At 34.4% G+C, this 18926-nt stretch carries 14 protein-coding genes; 7 read left to right on the top strand and 7 right to left on the bottom strand.

What is annotated here, in order from left to right:
• Positions 1–49 precede the first annotated feature (49 nt).
• Positions 50–1996: a T9SS type A sorting domain-containing protein gene (locus IPM51_11215; GenBank protein ID MBK9284868.1), complete on the top strand. Its 1947-nt coding sequence runs from the start codon at positions 50–52 to the stop codon at positions 1994–1996.
• 308 nt (positions 1997–2304) lie between these two features.
• On the opposite strand, the gene IPM51_11220 is transcribed toward IPM51_11215, so the two are convergent.
• Both IPM51_11220 and IPM51_11225 read right to left on the bottom strand, forming a co-directional pair.
• A complete protein-coding gene (locus tag IPM51_11220) occupies positions 2305–3411 on the bottom strand; it encodes a hypothetical protein (protein MBK9284869.1) in 1107 nt (368 codons plus the stop codon).
• Between the two features lies 1 nt (position 3412).
• Positions 3413–4840 carry a leucyl aminopeptidase gene (locus IPM51_11225; protein MBK9284870.1) on the bottom strand — a complete coding sequence of 476 codons (1428 nt, stop codon included), beginning with the start codon at positions 4838–4840 and terminating at the stop codon, positions 3413–3415.
• 132 nt (positions 4841–4972) lie between these two features.
• On the opposite strand from IPM51_11225, the gene IPM51_11230 reads away from it, so the two are divergent.
• The 3 genes from IPM51_11230 to IPM51_11240 are packed head-to-tail and all read left to right on the top strand — an operon-like array spanning position 4973 to position 8016.
• Positions 4973–6988, top strand: a complete 2016-nt coding sequence (locus IPM51_11230; GenBank protein ID MBK9284871.1) for an OmpA family protein — start codon at positions 4973–4975, stop codon at positions 6986–6988.
• Positions 6989–7003: 15 nt separating this feature from the next.
• The gene (crcB, locus tag IPM51_11235) at positions 7004–7354 is read left to right on the top strand and encodes a fluoride efflux transporter CrcB (protein MBK9284872.1); all 351 of its coding nucleotides are present in this window, start codon (positions 7004–7006) and stop codon (positions 7352–7354) included.
• Complete coding sequence (locus IPM51_11240) at positions 7354–8016, top strand: queuosine precursor transporter (protein ID MBK9284873.1); 663 nt, start codon at positions 7354–7356, stop codon at positions 8014–8016. The genes crcB and IPM51_11240 overlap by 1 nt, the downstream gene beginning before the upstream one ends.
• Here IPM51_11240 and IPM51_11245 read toward each other — a convergent pair.
• The 3 genes from IPM51_11245 to IPM51_11255 form a co-directional block, all read right to left on the bottom strand.
• Complete coding sequence (locus IPM51_11245) at positions 8013–8402, bottom strand: hypothetical protein (protein ID MBK9284874.1); 390 nt, start codon at positions 8400–8402, stop codon at positions 8013–8015. The two genes, IPM51_11240 and IPM51_11245, sit on opposite strands and share 4 nt — an antisense overlap.
• A 107-nt stretch (positions 8403–8509) precedes the next feature.
• Positions 8510–9694, bottom strand: a complete 1185-nt coding sequence (locus IPM51_11250; protein MBK9284875.1) for a DEAD/DEAH box helicase — start codon at positions 9692–9694, stop codon at positions 8510–8512.
• Between the two features lie 100 nt (positions 9695–9794).
• Positions 9795–10847, bottom strand: coding sequence for a nucleoid-associated protein (locus IPM51_11255; GenBank protein ID MBK9284876.1), 1053 nt, complete (start codon positions 10845–10847; stop codon positions 9795–9797).
• Between the two features lie 144 nt (positions 10848–10991).
• Here IPM51_11255 and IPM51_11260 point away from each other — a divergent pair, with 144 nt between their 5' ends.
• Positions 10992–13085, top strand: a complete 2094-nt coding sequence (locus tag IPM51_11260; GenBank protein ID MBK9284877.1) for a carboxy terminal-processing peptidase — start codon at positions 10992–10994, stop codon at positions 13083–13085.
• 7 nt (positions 13086–13092) lie between these two features.
• Here the strand turns inward: IPM51_11260 and IPM51_11265 are convergent, their stop codons facing one another.
• Both IPM51_11265 and IPM51_11270 read right to left on the bottom strand, forming a co-directional pair.
• Positions 13093–14355 carry a patatin-like phospholipase family protein gene (locus tag IPM51_11265; protein MBK9284878.1) on the bottom strand — a complete coding sequence of 421 codons (1263 nt, stop codon included), beginning with the start codon at positions 14353–14355 and terminating at the stop codon, positions 13093–13095.
• Between the two features lie 51 nt (positions 14356–14406).
• Positions 14407–14730, bottom strand: a complete 324-nt coding sequence (locus tag IPM51_11270; protein ID MBK9284879.1) for a YegP family protein — start codon at positions 14728–14730, stop codon at positions 14407–14409.
• A gap of 378 nt (positions 14731–15108) precedes the next feature.
• Here IPM51_11270 and IPM51_11275 point away from each other — a divergent pair, with 378 nt between their 5' ends.
• Entirely contained in the window at positions 15109–15597 is a 489-nt protein-coding gene (locus IPM51_11275) for a hypothetical protein (GenBank protein MBK9284880.1), read from the top strand.
• Between the two features lie 24 nt (positions 15598–15621).
• On the top strand, positions 15622–18861 hold the full coding sequence (locus IPM51_11280) for a gliding motility-associated C-terminal domain-containing protein (GenBank protein MBK9284881.1): 3240 nt from the start codon (positions 15622–15624) through the stop codon (positions 18859–18861).
• The last annotated feature ends 65 nt before the right edge of the window (positions 18862–18926 follow it).

Consider the following 18926-nt stretch of genomic DNA (forward strand, 5'->3'; position numbering starts at 1 on the left):
ACTAAAACGTTTTAATTTATTTTTTTATCTTTACAAAAATACATTTAAAATGAAGAGTTTACACAAAGCAGCCTTTCTATTATTAACAGTTCTATGTAGCTTAACAATAAGTGCTGCGCCTGGAGATACAACCTGGGTAACCATATACAATCAAAGAAAACTAACATACTACGGGAATTATGATACAACCACCACGCTTCCAACCGGACTTCGCTTTCGGAAAATAAGACTGCATTATATTTTGGGTACTTATTCTTGTCCGGGTAATCCGCAGTATTGCGGTTCATGGGATTATACCACTCAAATTTTTGCTCGACCTCCGGGGAACGATAGTGTAGAAATTGCTCGAGTAATAACTCCTTATGCAACCAATTGGTTGTCTCAAAATAAAAAGCATGATTATGTTATTGATGTGACCGATTATTCTCCCATTTTACAAGGCAATTTAGGTATACGATTTGGTTATCAGGGTTACTCTTACGGTTTCCATGTTACCGTTAAATTAGAAATGATTGAAGGGATTCCGGCAATGGATGCATTACAAATAAAAAATATATATGATGGGTATTTTCCTTACGGAAATCCGGGAAATTCCATTGAAAATTACTTAACCAACAAAACTTTTTCATACGCTGCCCCTGCAACCAAAGCCTTTATTAAAAATTCCATTTCAGGGCATGGTGCTGATAATAATAATTGCGCTGAGTTCTGCAGCAAATATTATCAATTGAATATTGACGGGAATCAAATTGCGCAAACGCAATTATGGCGAAACAATTGTGGTATTAATCACGTTTATCCACAAACCGGAACATGGCTGTATGATCGCGCCAATTGGTGTCCGGGTGCCGTTGTTTGGCCGATTTACCATGATATTTCCGGTATCACTACAGCTAATACCAATTTCAGTGTTGATATTAATATGGAGAGTTATACCGATAACGGATCAGCAGGATATAGTTTTGAATCACAATTAATCACTTATAGTGTTGCCAATCATTCTAGAGATATTTCTATTGAAGATATTGTTGCCCCAACATCCAATGAAAACTATTTCAGAAATAACATCAATTGCTCCCATCCAATCATCAAAGTAAAAAATACCGGAACCACCACAGCAACTCAAATCGTTTTTAGTTATGGGTTACAAGGTCAAACTCCCCTGAGTTACACGTGGACAGGATCTATACCATTTTTAGCTGAAGAAGATATTGTTTTTCCTTCCTCGGTATCCGTATTTACAGCAAATACGATTGGAGATTTTGAAGTGAATGTGGTTGCTGTTAATGGCGTTGCCGGCGATGAAGATACTTTTAATAATACTTACAAATCTAAAACAGGAGCAGTAAGTATTTTTCCTGATAAATTTGTTGTGATTCTTACCACAAACAACGCCACAGACCCGGGAACTTTAAAAAATGAAACTACCTGGAAGTTGTATGATGAAAACAATGTTTTAATTGCATCAAGAAGCAATGCGAATAATTTAACGCTATTTCAAGACACTGTAACTCTGCAGCCCGGTTGTTATAAATTTTCGATTGATGATGCGGGTTGTGATGGTTTTAGCTGGTGGGCTTATCAATATTACAATCCTAATCCGGGAACTGGAACTTTACGTTTTGATTATGCTAACGGTCCGGGTACATTCCAAATTTTTAACGGAGATTTTGGTTGTAACGTAACCAAATATTTTAGAGTAAATACAGTGTCAACAAATTTAACCAAAGCGCAAACACTGCAAACTGAAATGGATGTTTATCCTAACCCTGCAAATGAAAATATTTATATTCGACTACACGTCGGCGCTAAACAAATTGGTCATTTAAACATTTATGATATAAGCGGAAGAAAAGTCCTTGAGCAGGACGTGAAAACAAATATTGACTCGTATGAGAAAGTTGATATTCGCAGTTTATCAGCAGGAAGTTATTTATTGGAATTAAAACTAGATGACGGCACGCTTTTAACTAAAAAACTTATTATTGCTAAATAAATTTTAAATACAAATTATTAGTTTATAGAGCGTAAGTAAGAACCATAGGTTAAAATAAATATTACAAGCGTAAAAAGTATTAAGGCAATTACATTTAAAATTATGGGAACTTTTTTGTTTGCATACTTATTTATGTTGAAATGAATGGCCGTAATCATTCCGAAAAGAATAAGATTTAAAAAGGTAAGTTTTTTATTTATACTGTTTAACATGCTTGTAATAAATTGTTAAACGAATGTACTTTTTAGATCAGAATAAATGAAATAAGCTGCGTTAATATAGGATAAGTGCTATCAGTATATAAAATCCTACTCGTTTACAAATCCCACTAAAGTTAAAACCTCCTCAGCATCTACCGTTTTTAAGGCTTGTTTGTTATTATCCCAAACTCCTAATCCTTGCTGATAACTTTCGGTTCCCATCACTAACTCTTTAACTACAGCAGCAATATTTTTTTCGGTTTTAAAATTTTTAGCCTGAAAATGCGCCTTGGCTACATCTTTATCATTATACTTTATGATATGTCCGTAAGGATTTGTTTTAATTTCAAAACTAAATCCATTACTTGGGTTTGAAAATATTAAGTCATTCACCATTTCCACATCTACATCAATATAAATTTGTTTAGAACCATAATTCATTATTGCACGGCCTTCATCAATTTTTGTTAAAGTAGCAGGTACTGGCTCGGGTTTAACGCTAACTTTTCCAACAACCGAACTAGCTTTTGTATTTGCATTTACTTTATAAAAAGTTACCTCGGTACATTCTTTATTAAAATTAGCGTAAACAAAATTTGTATTATCTATCCACCACATCATAGGATCCGGGGTTCTGCTTTCCTTTGTGCCTTGCTGACCGTATCCTGCATTACTCACCAATTCTATTTTAGGTTTATTGGCTGGGTATAAAAACAATTTAAAAGGAGTTGTTGTTTTATCAAACTCAACATCTTGTCCTAATTTTGCCTTAAAAACTAAATTTTTTACTTCACCGTATTGATTAGTTTTAAAATTAAATACGGAATAGTATTTTCCTTTAAAGGCGTCATTGGTGTAATAAACAGCGCTGTCATTTCTCAACCGCACTAAATTTGCTCGTCCATCCCACAACACCTTTTTTTCTTTTAAATCGATAACATTACCAATGCCTGTAATCAAATAACGATCTTTGTATAATAAATTTGTGCCTAAATCAGTACGTATATAATCTTTTCCGTCTTTTTTTCCGGCTACTGCCAATAATTCTTCACGACCAACATAAGAACCATTTAAAAAATGATAGGTGTAAATTTTCTGTTTAAATTCACTTCGACCATTGGGGTCAACATGCACTACAATTAAACCCTGGCGAACATCTTGGGAAAAAACCAAGTTGGCCAATACTAAAAAAATAATCGCGTAAACTTTGCGCATTTTACTTATTTTTTAAAAAGTCAAACAATAATCTAACTCCTACTCCGGAGCCACCTTTGGTACGATAAGCCTCTTTTGCACTTAAAAACGCAGGGCCTGCTATATCCAAATGAATATAGGGATAGTTAGTGAATTTTTCCAAAAACTTTCCGGCTGTTATGGAGCCAGCCTGCGGACCGCCTAAATTTTTCTGATCAGCAATATCACTTTTCAACAAATCAGCATATTCATTCCAAAAGGGAAACAAAGCTACTTTTTCATTCACCCGCATTCCGCTTTCAACCAATTTATTCAAATAACGTTGAGATGCGTTTCCCATGCCAACTAGTCCTTGAGTTCCAATCGCCGCAGCAGCTGCGCCGGTTAATGTAGCCACGTCAATTGTTAATTCCGGATTATAACGTTTCGCATAATGCAGTGCATCAGCCAATATCATTCTTCCTTCTGCATCACTATTCAACATTTCTACCGTACTTCCATCCATCATGGTAATAATATCACCGGGTGCAAATGCATTAAATCCGGGACGATTATCAGTTGCAGGAACCAATGCAATAACGTGTATTTTTAATTTTGATTTAGCTATCGCATAAATAGCACAACCAACAGTTGCCGCACCGGCCATATCACATTTCATTAGATCCATGCTGTTGGCGGTTGGCTTCAAACTTAATCCTCCGGTATCATAAACTACGCCTTTACCCACTAATACTAAAGGCTTTTTATTTTTAGCACCTCTAGGTTTGTATTCCATAATGGTGAATGTAGGTTCATCAACACTACCGGCATTAACAGCCAGTAAACCACCCATTTTATTTGCAACAATTTGCTTTTTATTCCAAACTTCTACATTAAACCCAGCCGATTTACCTAACTTTTTAAATACGTTAGCTAATTCACCGGCGTTTAAATGATTAACCGGCTCATTCACCAAATCACGCGCGATACAAGTTGCTTCAATAACATGATTAAGTTCAGACAACTTAACAGGATTAATTTTAGTTTGTGCTATAATAATAGTTTGCACTGACTCTTTATGAACTTTATCCCCGGTCTTATGCTTGTCAAAACTATAATTACCTAATGCTGCACCTTCTGCCGCATATAAAGATAAATCTGCTTTTTTGGTTTGGTTATAAATATAAATTTCCGACCCTTTTAAGGCATTAACGGCATCGGCAACCGCTGCACCTTGTTTCCTAATTTGCTCAGCTAATTCATGCTCATTCTTTTTAGAATCAACAATAAATATGGTAATGTGTTTACCTATATAATTATACGTTAGATTTTTAACACCTTCCTTTTTTAATTCGGCTACGAAATAATCATTTACCTTTTCAGGTAATCCAAATTCATTATTAAACTTGTTGGTGAGTACCAAAAGATGCGAGGAGGCATTAACTTTTGCCCGTTGTACAATAGAGGTCATAAATTAACAAAAAGTTGAACTACGAATATACGGATTCGCATTCACAAATAAAATGTAAAATTCACAAATGTTAAATGTATAATTAAGGCCTAATTGGGTGATTTTTTAATTAATTTAGAATCGTTTCAAACAATGGCAAAAAAATTGATAATACTCTTGTTTTTTTTAGTCCAAACTACAACTTGGGCTGTTAAACCTGAAAGTAAATATCTAAGAAAAGCGCAACGCCAAATTGAAAACGGAAATTTAATTGAGGCGAAAAAAAATTATCAGAAAGCGATAGAAAAAAACCCAAATAGTTTTAAAGCTAATTTAGGAATGGGTTTACTGCTTTCTGAATTTCTATCCAACTATACATCAGCACAACCTTTTCTCGAAAAAGCGAATAGCATTACAGGTCAAGACACGGTGCCTGCTTTAATATTTGCTTTAGCTAAATGCTATCAGCATAATGGAGATTTTAATAAAGCTATTACGTATTTTAACTTATTAGATGGTTTTACCGATCCAGATAACGAAGTAGACATTCAAAAAGAAATAGTAAAAAGAATAAACGATTGTAACTATGCGTTAAAACACACCGAAAAAACACAGACTAAAGAACTTTATATTGTAAATATTGGCTCTAAAATTAACAGCGATATGCCGGAGTATGTTCCGGTTCTCACTCCTCAAAATGAATTGATTTTTACTTCAAGAAGAAAAGATCATGAGAAGGAACAGTTAAGTTATTTGGATGGAAAATATTTCGAAAGCATGTACATTTCAAAAATTAATGATTTTGGAATGAGTGAACCCAGGCAATACACCTTACCCGACAAGTTTAGAAAGATTAAAAAACAAAAAGATCATACTTCAGTAGTGTCTATGAGTCCGGATGGCTCCATACTTTTCACTTTTCATAATAATAAAATTTATGAAATTAAAATGGACCAAAGAACCACAGAAAAACCACGAAAAAGTAAAACGGTGAATTTTGATTTTTATCAGAATCACGCTTTTTTATGTAAGGATAATAAAACCCTTTATTTTACCAGCGAAGGGAAAGGAAGTAAAGGAGGTTTAGATATTTTCAAATCTGTTAAGGCCGAAAACGGAGAATGGAGCGAACCGGAAAATTTGGGTTATGATGTTAATACGGAATTTGATGAAGACTCCCCTTTTGTAACCGAAGATGGCAATACCCTATATTTTGCAAGTAATGGTCATGAAGGTTATGGCAATTTTGATTTATATCGAAGTAAATTAATTAATGGAAAGTGGGGACCTGCAGAAAATCTGGGTCAACCTATTAATTCGCCGGGTCATGACATTTTTATGGTTCTTGACAGTAAAGAAATTAACGGGTATTTTTCATCCTCCAGAAACGGTGGATACGGCGACATGGATATTTATAAAATAAATTATCTCACCAATTTAAACAGAGAATGTACTCCGGGCATAGATATTCTGAGTTTAAATATAAAAGATGATGATAAGTCTGATTTTAAAAATACAATTACAGCCAACATTTCAAATCCTTATAACGTAATTGCTTCAGAATGGAAAGTAAATGAAGTAAAAGAAGAAGGCGAAAAATTAAGTTTCACCAAGGATTATCTGAAAGACGGTAGTTATGCAATAAATTACAAAGTAATTGTGTATTGCGATACTTGTTTTGCGCCCTTAGTAGCCTGTAAATCCATTGAAAATAAATTCGAATTAGAAAAAGCGGTTGTTACAGAAACAAAAACAGAGATGCCTGATTTAAGCAAAATTAAAGGCGAATTAAGTAGCGATCAATTAAAAGCATTGGGATACAATGCCAGTCCGATTTATTTTGATTTTGATAAGAGTACTTTAAGCGATGAGTTTATTACCGTTTTAAAAAACAATGCAGTAATTCTTAAAAAACACAAGGAGCTACACCTTGAAATAATTGGATATACAGATGCGAAGGGAACTGAAAAACATAATAAACGTTTATCTAATAAAAGAGCAAAAATAGTACGAGAAATTTTAATACAAGAAAATATAAATCCAAATCAAATTTTACAATCTAAAGGAAAAGGAGCTGATAATCCGGTAATCGATTGTCAAGGAAAAGATTGCGGCGAAGAAGCGCACAAGCAAAACCGAAGAGTTGAAACAAAAGTATTTAGTAAATAGTTTTACCAGTGTTATATGAATTATTTAATGGTTTTTATCGGGGGTGGATTTGGGTCTTTGTTAAGATATTTTATTGGAACAACAGTACAGTTTACAGGCCTAAAACTTCCAATTGCAACGCTTGTATCCAATGTTATAGCCTGTTTAATTTTTGCAATTTCGTTAAATGCAATACTTGGAAAACCCAATGAAAACACACTTAAACTATTAATACTAACAGGATTTTGCGGCGGCTTAAGCACCTTCTCTACTTTTGGATATGAAAATTATTTACTCTTAAAGCAACAGCAATATTTTTGGATTATCGCAAACATTGCAGTAACATTATTTCTCTGTATTTCCGGATTTTTTATCATTAAAAAATAATGGATTTTAGAAAAAGAAAAGATTTAGTATTCATTATACTGGCTGGTTTTTTTATTACTAATGCCATTGTAGCGGAATTGATTGGCGGAAAACTGGTTCAGTTTTTTGGATTATTTACACAAAGTATTGGTATTATTTTATGGCCTGTTGTTTTCATCTTAACAGATCTTATTAATGAACATTATGGCAAAGTCGGAGTTCGCCGACTTACGTATATAACAGTAGGATTAATAATTTACATGTTTGTTTTAGTTTCTATTTCCATTGAGCTTCCGGCTGTTGGATTTAGTCCGGTTGGTGATACCCATTTTAGAATCGTATTTGGCCAAAGTCAATGGATAATGATTGGAAGCGTATTGGCATTTCTTACTTCTCAATTGGTAGATGTATATATATTTTGGTTGTTTAGAAAGAAAACCGGTAATAAAATGATTTGGCTTAGAGCAACCGGTAGTACAATGGTAAGTCAGTTGGTAGATACTTTTATTGTACAATATGTTGCATTTGTATTACCCGGCAAATGGGCTTTTGATGAATTTATGGTGAATGCCGGTTGGGGTTATTCGTTCAAATTAATTTTAGCAATTGCATTAATTCCTTTAATTTATTTAGGCCATTATTTAATTCGGAAATTTTTGGAAGGACAAAAAGAAAAAAATTAAAGCTGTTTTCTCAGCCACTCAATCGCTTTTTCTCGTTCAGAAAATACGGCTGTTTTCATAACCGGCTTGTTGATTGATAAATAAAAATTACCCATAATTTTTTGTCCCATTGATGTTACTAATAAAGCTTTTGCTTTGGTAGACATTAAATATTCCGATGACGAAACAGCCTCTCGAGCATCTTTTGTTATATCCGCTAAGTATCCCGCTTGAAGTAATACCACATATTTTTCGCCATTTGCCAACTCCAAATTAGCCTTTTTAAGTTCCCAGGCTTTTTTTGCATCAAAATGGACACCTTCTTTAATGAAGTTTTCTAATATACCTTCCTCTAAAACATTTGTTTTAAAAAATTCGGTTTCTATTTCTTTATGAATAAATGGCATTTTAAAATGCAAAGTGAAAATAAATTTACAACTCAGCCTTCTAAAATAAAAATTCTAAAAGCATTTTAACATTAAAAAAGTATTATTTGTCTGTAAAAAAAGTGTTTTTATCGCTTTTTTTTATGAAATGGCTTACTAAATGATTTACCTCCGGATTTAGATTTATTATTATGGCTATTCATTTTGTTTTTGTAAGCTTCCGGATCATATTTGGGTCCTTCTCCCAATTGTGTTGGTAAAGTTGGTTTTTCTACGTCAACACCCATTAAACTTTCAATTTGAAAGAATTTTAATTGATCGCGTTGATTCACAAACGTTATTGCAACTCCGGGTTTTGAAGCGCGAGCAGTTCTTCCGATTCGATGGATATAATCTTCAGGGTCAGGTGGCGCATCGTAATTAATAACCAAACTAATATCTTCCACATCAATACCGCGCGATAGAATATCTGTTCCAATTAGTATTCTCAATTTTTTGGATTTAAATTCACGCATTATTTCTTCCCGTTCTGCTTGCTCCAAGTCTGAATGAAATGCCCTAACCCCTCCGGGTAAACCTCTCAACTTTTTATCAAGCAATTTCACATTGTCTTTTGTTGAAGAAAATATTATTACACTAGTATAATCTGGATTACTGAGAATTTCCTTTAGCAAATCATCTTTTTGATTGTCATAAACCACATAAGCCAACTGAACTATTCTTTCTGCCGGTTTACTAATAGCAATATTAATTTGAACAGGGTTGTTAGAAATTTCACCGGCTAATTTTCTTATTTTCGGAGGCATGGTTGCCGAAAACATAATGGTTTGACGGTTTTTAGGAAGGTAATTGATAATTGTTTTTAAATCATCAATAAATCCCATATCCATCATCCGATCGGCCTCGTCTAAAACTAAATGCTGTAAATTACTGAAATCTATTTTTCCAGACTGTAACAAAGCAATCAAACGACCGGGAGTTGCGCAAATAATATCAGCTCCTTCTTCCAGCGCATGTCTTTGTTTTTCCCAGGTTATTCCATCGTTACCTCCGTAAATGGCAATACTACCTACTCCACAAAAATAGCCTAAACCATCAATCTGTTGATCGATTTGTAAAACTAATTCGCGCGTTGGTGCAATAATCAAAGCATTTAAATGCCGATGTTTCGCCAAAATTATTTGATTAATAATGGGCAATAAATACGCTGCTGTTTTTCCTGTGCCGGTTTGTGCACAGCCAATAATGTCTTTCCGCTCGAGTATAATGGGTATAGCTTGTTGTTGAATGGGCGTTGCTTGCTTATAACCCATGCTGTATAAACCTTCTAATAGGTTTGCTTCCAGCTTAAAATCATCAAAATTCAATGTATAGTAGTATCAATTTAATTACAAAGTTAATTTTTATTTTAACTTAAGAGGTTTCATTCACATAATATAACTTATAAAACTTCAATCCATTTTCTTCATCATACCCCCGCTCCACATAATCATGTCGACCATGAATATAAATATGAAAATTCTTATCTAGTTTAACCACGCTTTTCATATACTTTTGATTTTTTTTAACCGCAGTAGGCGAAACTTCAAATTCTTCAATATCGGTTAAATCAAATCGGTTATTAAAATCTTTTTTATAATCTCTAAAAGCTGAAATTAATTCCGGTTGCTCCAACACTTCCTTCTCAAAATCTTTCATTTTAAACTGATCCCTTTCTTTAAAATATCCTGTTGCTTTATTCAACATCATCATTTGATCTTGTTTAGCCACATTGTTTGATTCAACTAATATTTCCTCGCAAAATCCACGCGAAGCTTCCATAAAATTCATGGTGTGGAAATAAGCATTAGCTTTTAGTTCTGCATTTAAAAAGTCTAATTCCCAATACATAGCAATTTCGGCATTTCGGTTATTGGTATCAATAACACTCATTTTGTATCCTTTTTTGCTATCCAAATTATAAACTAAACAACCTTTGTCCAACTTATTAATATCTATTCCGTTTTCGCATGCAATATCAACATTCCCGTTTTGTTCAAATACTTTTAAAAAGGTTTCTTTATTTTCTGATTTAAAAAAACCAACTGCGTCACATAGCTCTGCATCTACCAGCACATCTTTAAAATAAGCTACATAAAATTCACCTCCTTTTATTTTAGGATGCGTGCTTTGTTTAAACAAATGTTTAGCTGCTTTTTGCGACTGTTTTAAAAATGATTTTGGCGAAGAAAACATTTCTTCACAAACTTCCATTACCGGATTTAAGTTAATATCATGCGTTTTTTTGAACTGATAATAAATATCTGTTTTAAACGGACCAGTAAAATACCTAAATAGCGTTTCTTTTATAAAATCATCTTTAGCTTCAAATAAATTTTCACTTAACACCATTTCCTCACCTAAACCGTTATTACCAACGATATGTACCGCAAAATGGGTGAGCTCAGCCCTTGTAAATTCAATCATTTTTTATTAACTTATTATTTAGGTAAATATAACGATAGGCTTGAAATTTGATTTAACAATATTTAAACATGTTTTTAGTCTTAAACTTAAAAACTCTTGGTTATTAAGTATGATTATTGCGTTATAGAATTTAAATTTGTATATATGATTAAGTTCCTCAAAAAAATAAAATACAAGTCGTTTTTAGTATTACTGACTTTATCCATAAGCTCTTTTACTGTTCTACGATATGCTCTTGATAAAAACGATATCATTTTTAGCGTTTTGTTGGATGCCTTAGAAACTCACCACTATAGTAGTATTTCTATAGATGATGCTTTTAGCGAAAAGGTTTACGATTTATATATGAAAAGCTTAGATCGCGAAAAAAAATTCTTACTGAAATCGGATGTGGATAACTTAAATAAATTTAAAAAAGAAATTGATGATCAGATTAATAATCAGCGTCAGGATTTTTTTAAATTATCTGTGGAGTTGATTGAAAAAAGAATTAAGGAAAAGGAAAAATGGGCCGAAGAAATTCTTTCTGCTCCTATGGATTTAAATGTAGATGAAGAATATGAAACGGATTATAAAAAACTTGAATTTTCAGCTACGGAAGCCGATTTAAAAAATGAGTGGAGAAAAATGTTAAAGTATCAGATTATTGCCAGAATGGATGATATGCTTGAAAAACAGGAAAAAGCGATAGAGAAAAAAGACACCGCTTATAAAGTTCGAACCATTGATTCTATTGAAGTGGATGCCCGCCGCAAAACCAAAAAATGGAGTCAGGATTATTTTAAATTTTATAGCAAAATTTCTTCTAAAGATCGTTTTGCACAATACGCCAATGCCCTAACCGGCGTTTACGATCCGCATACTGAATATTTTGCGCCCCGCGAAAAAAAGAAATTTGATCAGATGATGAGCGGACAGTTTGAAGGAATTGGAGCCCGTTTACAAAGTAAAGATGGTGCTTTACGTGTAAGTGAAATAATTGTGGGAAGTCCGAGTTTTAAACAAGGCGAATTAAAAGCCGGAGATGATATCATTAAAGTTGCACAAGGCGCAGGTGAACCGGTTGATGTAACGACCATGGATATGGATGATGCCATAGAATTGATTAAAGGAAAAAAAGGCACTGAAGTTCGATTAACCGTTCGTAAAAGTGATAACAGTATTAAAGTGATTCCTATTGTTAGAGATGTGGTTGCTATTGAAGAAACATTTGCAAAGAGCGCCATACTTGAAAATAAAAACAAATACGGTTATATCTATTTACCTTCTTTCTATACTGATTTCACCCGAAACGGTGCCCGCCATTGCGCGAGAGATGTGAAAGATGAAATAGAAAAATTAAAAGCCAACAACATCAAAGGATTAATACTCGATTTACGCGATAACGGCGGAGGTTCATTATCCGAAGTAATTGATATGGCCGGATTGTTCTTTTCACTAGGACCTGTAGTACAGGCAAAAAGTAAAAATAATATGGTGACTATTTATCCGGATAGAAATCCCGATATAACCTGGGAAGGTCCATTGGCCATCATGATTAATCATGGAAGTGCCAGCGCCAGCGAAATTTTAGCGGCTGCCATTCAGGATTATAAACGCGGCGTGATTATTGGAACACCAAGTTTTGGTAAAGGAACTGTACAATCTTTTTGGGACTTAGATAATGCCTTATTTTCGCAATTTGATACCATAAAACCGGCGGGACAGGTAAAAATTACGCATCAGAAGTTTTATCGTATTAATGGAGGCACTACTCAGTTAAAAGGTGTAGAGCCCGATGTACATTTGCCTGACCCTTATAGTTTAATTGATGTTGGGGAAAGACAATTGGATAATCCAATGCCTTGGGATGAAATTAATAAAGCCGTATACTCCGAATTTAATACTTTAAATTATCCGTTATTGGTGAAAAATTCAGCTAGCAGAATTAAAAAAAGTTCACAATTTGCTTTATTGGAACAACAATCCAAAGAAATAAAATTGAAAAAAGACGATAGTAAATACAGTTTAAATATTAATAAATTCCGTCAAGAACAAAAGCAATATAGGGCTCAGGCTAAAAAGTATGAGGATTTAAGAAAAGAAATTAAAGGCTTCAATGCTACTTTAACGCAAGTGGATAAAGATAAATGGGCCGTAGATACAACCCGTTTGGGAAGAGAAAATCGCTGGGCAATAAATTTATCCAAAGATATTTATGTACACGAGAGTACGAATGTTTTGAACGATATAAAATAATTCAAAGCTAAGTTATCGAATCCTTATTTAAGGTATTGTGCATTATCACCGTACCTTTTCTCAATTCTTTATATTGTGGCCAATTAAATTCTCTTAAAAATTTGGCGGCATCTTTGGCACCGCGCACAAACAAATCAATTTTATCCTGGTCATTAATATTAAAATTCAACCAATTATGATGACCAATATTAATTACGCAAATCAGTTTTTTAAAATCCGGATTTTTAAATAAATAATTATAATCGTGAACATGGCGTGCCGAATCAAACATGGCACCGATGAATGAAAATATTTTATCCGTTTTTTTTGTCTCCGATCTATCTACTCCTAATTTTACGCCAAACGTTGGGCTTTCCGGAATCTTTCGGTGTTCATGAAAAATATCTATTGGAAAATTAGACATGATTCCTCCATCTACAAATGCCACTTCAGTAGGAATTACCCCTTCAAACCCAGTGTGTTTTTTCCATTTTTCATTAGCTATTGTACCCTGCGGAATACTTTTTACACGATAAGGAAAAAAGAAAAATGGTATCGACATGGTTGCTCTTACAAATTCAGCCGGGTTAATATTTTCAGGCTCACTCCAAAAAAGCTCGGCCATTTCCGGAAAAATAATTTTACTCTCCGTAGTCACATCCGCACTTACAATAACAATGCGCTCATAGGCTTCCGGACCATATTTCACCTCCTTATTTATTTTATTATACAAGCCGGTTGGTGGTCCGGTTTTTCTTAAAGTCTGTAAATCTTTCAAACTTACAATACCTTTGCTGTGTAATAATTGTTTTATCCAACTTTTGAATTCATTACCGGGATTCAAGCCTAAATCATTATTTAAATTATCTATTACCTGAACACCTTTCAAAGCCATTTGCAATTTTCCGGCATCCTGCAAAACAGCTTCAATAAATTTTTTGGCATCCTTATCGCCATCCACAAAATCGTAAAAATTTTTATTACATATCTGTTCTAATATCCAGCCTGTTTTAGCTTCATGAATTGGGCCTGACGCAGCCATCAACATGGTATTAATTGCTCCTGCCGATGTGCCGCCCAATTGCAGAAAACGAATATTCATTTCTTCCAACACATGTACATAACCGGCTAAAGCAATACCCAAAACACCACCACCTTCCATCACTAAATCAACGTACTGATGAATGCCATCCGTGACATCCGAAAATTCTTTTTGATGTATTCCTTCTTGCTTTAAGTTCTGAATAATTTGAACAATTTCGTTGTTGCCTATAAATGCATCTGCTTTCATCCCTATAAATTTGATTCATTTAAAATTAATCAATTTAAAAGGAATAAAAAATCACGGTACTTCTGCAAGCGGAGCACAATGCATTACTGCTTCTATACCTTTATCTCTCGATTGCACGGAAGAATACATTTCGCTAACACCTATTACCTCACCGTTTAAGGCTACTAAATTAAAGTAAGGCTCGCCTGCTTTTGAAACAAGTTCTTTAAACTGACTTCTGATTGATGCATTATGGCGAACTGATTCAATTCCGTTTTGACAACTTTGTTTGCTTGTGTAAGCTTCACTGGCTAAAATAATTTCTCCGTTTTCCGCTTTTAAATGAAAATAAAACTGTTCATTTTTACCGGTAATAATTTCAAATTTTGATTTCATCTTTAATTATTTAGTATATTATTCTAACAAGTTATATCGGCTTGCGCGGATTTAAATTGACTATTATCATATTTTGCGGGTGTTTATAAACAGAAAAAAGTGAATACTAAAACTAAATGAGTGAGTTTTTAAGTTTTAAGCATTGTAAACATTTAAAATAAACCGGTTATAAACAAAATGTATATTTTCTTCGTCTGAATTAAGATTAAAATCGACAAACATTGGTTTTTAAGTAACCAAAACACAAAGCTTTATCTAATGCCTTATACTTTAAGTTACTGAAAATGACTTAATAATGAGTGAAAAATTGGCTACATTTTGAATTAGTTGGTAATTTTACTTTAGAAAAAAAGAAGCTAATTGTAAAATTTTCAGAATATGAAATCATCTATAATTCCATCCAAGAAAGCATTAATTATCGCATTTTTATTTTGCGGATTTATAGCTTTATCTCAAACCAGAGAGCAAGCTCGAACATTTGTAAGTAGGAGTCATATTGCTTTAGCAAAAATTGAGAAGGAAATGTATTATTCAAAAAACACACAATTTGAGTCCCAATTAAAAAAGGCCATTAAATATCAACTTACTGCCGTAAAACTTTATAAAGAGAATAAGTATTCCGACGCCGTAGGATATTCTTATAAGTCGAGATCATTAAGTATGGAAATTTGTAAGGACATGAATATTTCTGAAGGCACATGGTATAATTTAAATGATGAAGAAAAGGTTTATTGCGATCCGGCTAAATACGTGTCCGGTGATTTTAATTTTAATATTTTAAATGCTGATCAAATTAAATTAATTGATGAATTGGATTTATTAAATCCACAAAAGTTTCACGAAATTGAATTAGGAAATCTTAAATAATACGCATTGAATAAAATAAAAAACATGAAGAAAATATTAAATATTTTATTTATACTCTCACTAACATTTAGCTATAAATTAAATGCACAGTGCGCTGGCTGTCCTACTGTAGATGCCCAGTTTAATACCGGACCACAAGTGAATATTTGTTTGGGACAATCGGCGAACTTATCAGCCAGTAATACACCCATTTTAGGTGCTAATACCAGCAGTTATACTGTTTCTTCTATTCCTTACAATCCATTACCGTTCACCGGTGGCAACGTTGCCGTTTCAAACTGTGATGATTGTTGGGGAGCTCAGCAAACTTTACCTTTCAACTTTTGTTTTTACGGTAACACGTTTACTAATTTTATTGCAGGTTCTAATGGTGTATTAACTTTTGATCCGACCGCGGTTGGTTATTGTCCTTGGCCGATTAGTGCACCATGGCCTAATATTATACAAATAAACAGAATTAATGACATAGGAGCTCCTTGGAGAGACATCAATATGGCGGGTGGATCAAGTGCCAGATGGTATGTAACAGGTACGGCCCCAACAAGAACCGCTGTAATTTATTGGGGAAATGTTCCTTATTATAGTTGCGGGATGATTGGCGGACAAGGAGAAACCATGCAAATACAATTGATGGAATCAACTAGTGTAATTGAAATTCATATTCAAACTTCTCAAAGTTGTCCTTGGAATAGTGGCGCGGGGATTGTTGGAATTCAAAACGCCACTCCGGTGGGCGTTATACCTCCTGCCCGTAATTTCCCGGGTGCCTGGTCAACTACCAATGAATCTTGGCGATTTTCTCCAATGCCTGCTGTACCATCTTGGACTTGGACGAGCCCGACAGGAACAGTGGCCACAGGTACAACATCAGTAACCGTTAATCCAACTGTAACTACAACGTATTCTGCATATGTTATCCCCGGATGTCCTCCGGGCACAGTACAGGTAGTAGTGAACACACCTCCGGTTATTACACCAACAAATAATAGCCCAATTTGTCAAGGTACTGCAATTAATTTATTAGCAGGCGGTGGCGGAACAAACACAACTTATGCCTGGACCGGCCCGAATTCCTATACATCAAGTTTCCAAAATCCGGTTATCGCTAATGCGCAACCTAGTATGACAGGAACTTATAGTTTAGTTGCTACAAATAATTTTACAGCCGGACCAAGCTGCGCAAGCAGCGGCACCACGCAGGTGAGTGTTGTACCTGTAGATCAAGTTACAGTAACTCCTAATTATACATTATGCCAGGGTGACGCTTTAAATTTAAACGCAAACAATTTAATTCCTCCAATGTCATATAGTTGGGCCGGGCCAAACAGTTTTACCTCTACTCTTCAAAATCCTACTTTACCAAATGCAACTCCGGTTTTAAATGGAGATTATACAGCAACGGCAACTTTTTCAACACCGGGGATACCATTAGTTTGTACAAGTAGTGCAGTATCTAACGTTTCGGTAGTTGCCACATCTCCACTTACCCTAACTATGCCCGCGAATATATGCGAAGGTTTTACGGCTAATTTGTCAGCTACTGCTAATCCAATGCCGTTGCAATTTGATTGGACAGGACCAAACAACTTCAACGCTTCAGGTAACAACGTTTCAATTCCAGGAGTTCTTCCTTCTCATACCGGTGTTTATAACGTTGTGGCCACATGGGCTATCGGAACAAAAAGTTGTACCATTAACAGTTTTAATCAAATGAATGTAGTTCCGGTTGCACCAATTGCAATTAATGCACCTACCATGGTTTGTTATCCGGATAATGTGCATCTAACATCCAGTTCACAAGGCGCGATTTCATATAGCTGGGGTGCAACAACAGGATTTACTTCTAATATCCCAAGCCCAATATTAGGTGCGCCGGGTACAACTGCAACCGGAATTTATACCGTATTTACAGCATATACTAATGGAGCTTTAATTTGTTACAATTCAAATACCACACAAGTAACAGTGAATCCTATTATACCGGTAGATTTAATTCCATACAAACAACTTTGTTTTAATTCTACCTATTCAATCAGCGCACCTGCCGGTGCAACATCTTATTTATGGTTAGGGCCAAATAATTATACCAATACCAATCAATTATTAGTTATCCCTTCCATACAAATGCCTTATGCAGGAACCTATACTTTAGAAGTAATGTTAGGTCCATGTAAAACAAAGGGAACAACTCAAGTTGATGTGTTAACTCCTATTTCATTCACTCAAACACCGGGCAATAAAACAATTTGTCAGGGTGATAGTATTGCTTTAATTGCCGGAGCTTCCGGCGGAAGTCATAATTACGCTTATGTATGGAATCCACAACAATGGTTAGGTTCTCCAACAGGAAGTGTACAATATGGACACCCACAAGGAACAACCATTTATAATTTAACCGCATATGATATTGCTTGTCCGTTTTATACCATTGGCGCGTCTTTTACAGTGAATGTGAATAAAGCTCCTGAGCCACAATTGGATCTTACCAAACACGAAGGTTGCGAACCCTTATGTTTAAATTTTAATTCTAAAACACAAGCCCTAGCTTCGCAAATAAGTTATGATTTTGGCGGAGGAACTGTTTTACAAGCCGATGATTTTAATTATTGCTTTAATGAAGCAGGAACATACAGCTTAAAAATAAAAACAACAGGCAAGAACGGATGTACCTATTTATGGGAGTATCCAACTCCTATACATGTTTATCCTACACCCAATACAATTTTGGAATCCGATCCGGTACAAGTTACAACTACAAACAATAACGTAACTTTTTATCCTTCTTCAACAAAAGGAAATGTAGTTCAATATCAATGGCATTTTGACGGAGTTAAAGGAGGCAATGCCGGAAATGACACTTCTTCGATGAAAAATCCAACTCGAATTTATGATGTGATTGGAGATTATCCGCTCTTATTGATTTCTACTACAGATAAAGGTTGTATAGACACTTTATTTAAAGTAATCGAAGTTCGTGATGAGTTCGCAATTTTCATTCCTAATACCTTTACTCCAAATGGTGATAATCTAAACGACATCTTTAACGTGAAAGGTGTAGGTATGAAGGCAGAAGGATATAGTATGGAAATATATGATCGTTGGGGAAGTTTGATATATTCAACAAAAGAAATAACTAAGGGTTGGGATGGTACCGTAAAAGGTTTATTCGCAGAAAATGGAGTTTACGTGTATAAAATAAAGGCTCAGTCTTCAAACGGAGAAGGTCGTAAAGAATACGTTGGACACGTAAGTCTTTTAAAATAAAAATTTTAGCTGATAAAAAAAACCTTTCCTATGTAGTGAAAGGTTTTTTTATACCTATTTTTGTT

The sequence above is a fragment of the Sphingobacteriaceae bacterium genome (genome assembly GCA_016715905.1).
Classification (GTDB): Bacteria; Bacteroidota; Bacteroidia; order B-17B0; family Aurantibacillaceae; genus Aurantibacillus.

Bases quoted from the DNA above. Each gene is read 5' to 3' on its own strand.
- IPM51_11215 (MBK9284868.1), top strand. From the start codon at position 50: ATGAAGAGTTTACACAAAGCAGCCTTTCTATTATTAACAGTTCTATGT.
- IPM51_11220 (MBK9284869.1), bottom strand. From the start codon at position 3,411: ATGCGCAAAGTTTACGCGATTATTTTTTTAGTATTGGCCAACTTGGTT.
- IPM51_11225 (MBK9284870.1), bottom strand. From the start codon at position 4,840: ATGACCTCTATTGTACAACGGGCAAAAGTTAATGCCTCCTCGCATCTT.
- IPM51_11230 (MBK9284871.1), top strand. From the start codon at position 4,973: ATGGCAAAAAAATTGATAATACTCTTGTTTTTTTTAGTCCAAACTACA.
- crcB (MBK9284872.1), top strand. From the start codon at position 7,004: ATGAATTATTTAATGGTTTTTATCGGGGGTGGATTTGGGTCTTTGTTA.
- IPM51_11240 (MBK9284873.1), top strand. From the start codon at position 7,354: ATGGATTTTAGAAAAAGAAAAGATTTAGTATTCATTATACTGGCTGGT.
- IPM51_11245 (MBK9284874.1), bottom strand. From the start codon at position 8,402: ATGCCATTTATTCATAAAGAAATAGAAACCGAATTTTTTAAAACAAAT.
- IPM51_11250 (MBK9284875.1), bottom strand. From the start codon at position 9,694: ATGGGTTATAAGCAAGCAACGCCCATTCAACAACAAGCTATACCCATT.
- IPM51_11255 (MBK9284876.1), bottom strand. From the start codon at position 10,847: ATGATTGAATTTACAAGGGCTGAGCTCACCCATTTTGCGGTACATATC.
- IPM51_11260 (MBK9284877.1), top strand. From the start codon at position 10,992: ATGATTAAGTTCCTCAAAAAAATAAAATACAAGTCGTTTTTAGTATTA.
- IPM51_11265 (MBK9284878.1), bottom strand. From the start codon at position 14,355: ATGAAAGCAGATGCATTTATAGGCAACAACGAAATTGTTCAAATTATT.
- IPM51_11270 (MBK9284879.1), bottom strand. From the start codon at position 14,730: ATGAAATCAAAATTTGAAATTATTACCGGTAAAAATGAACAGTTTTAT.
- IPM51_11275 (MBK9284880.1), top strand. From the start codon at position 15,109: ATGAAATCATCTATAATTCCATCCAAGAAAGCATTAATTATCGCATTT.
- IPM51_11280 (MBK9284881.1), top strand. From the start codon at position 15,622: ATGAAGAAAATATTAAATATTTTATTTATACTCTCACTAACATTTAGC.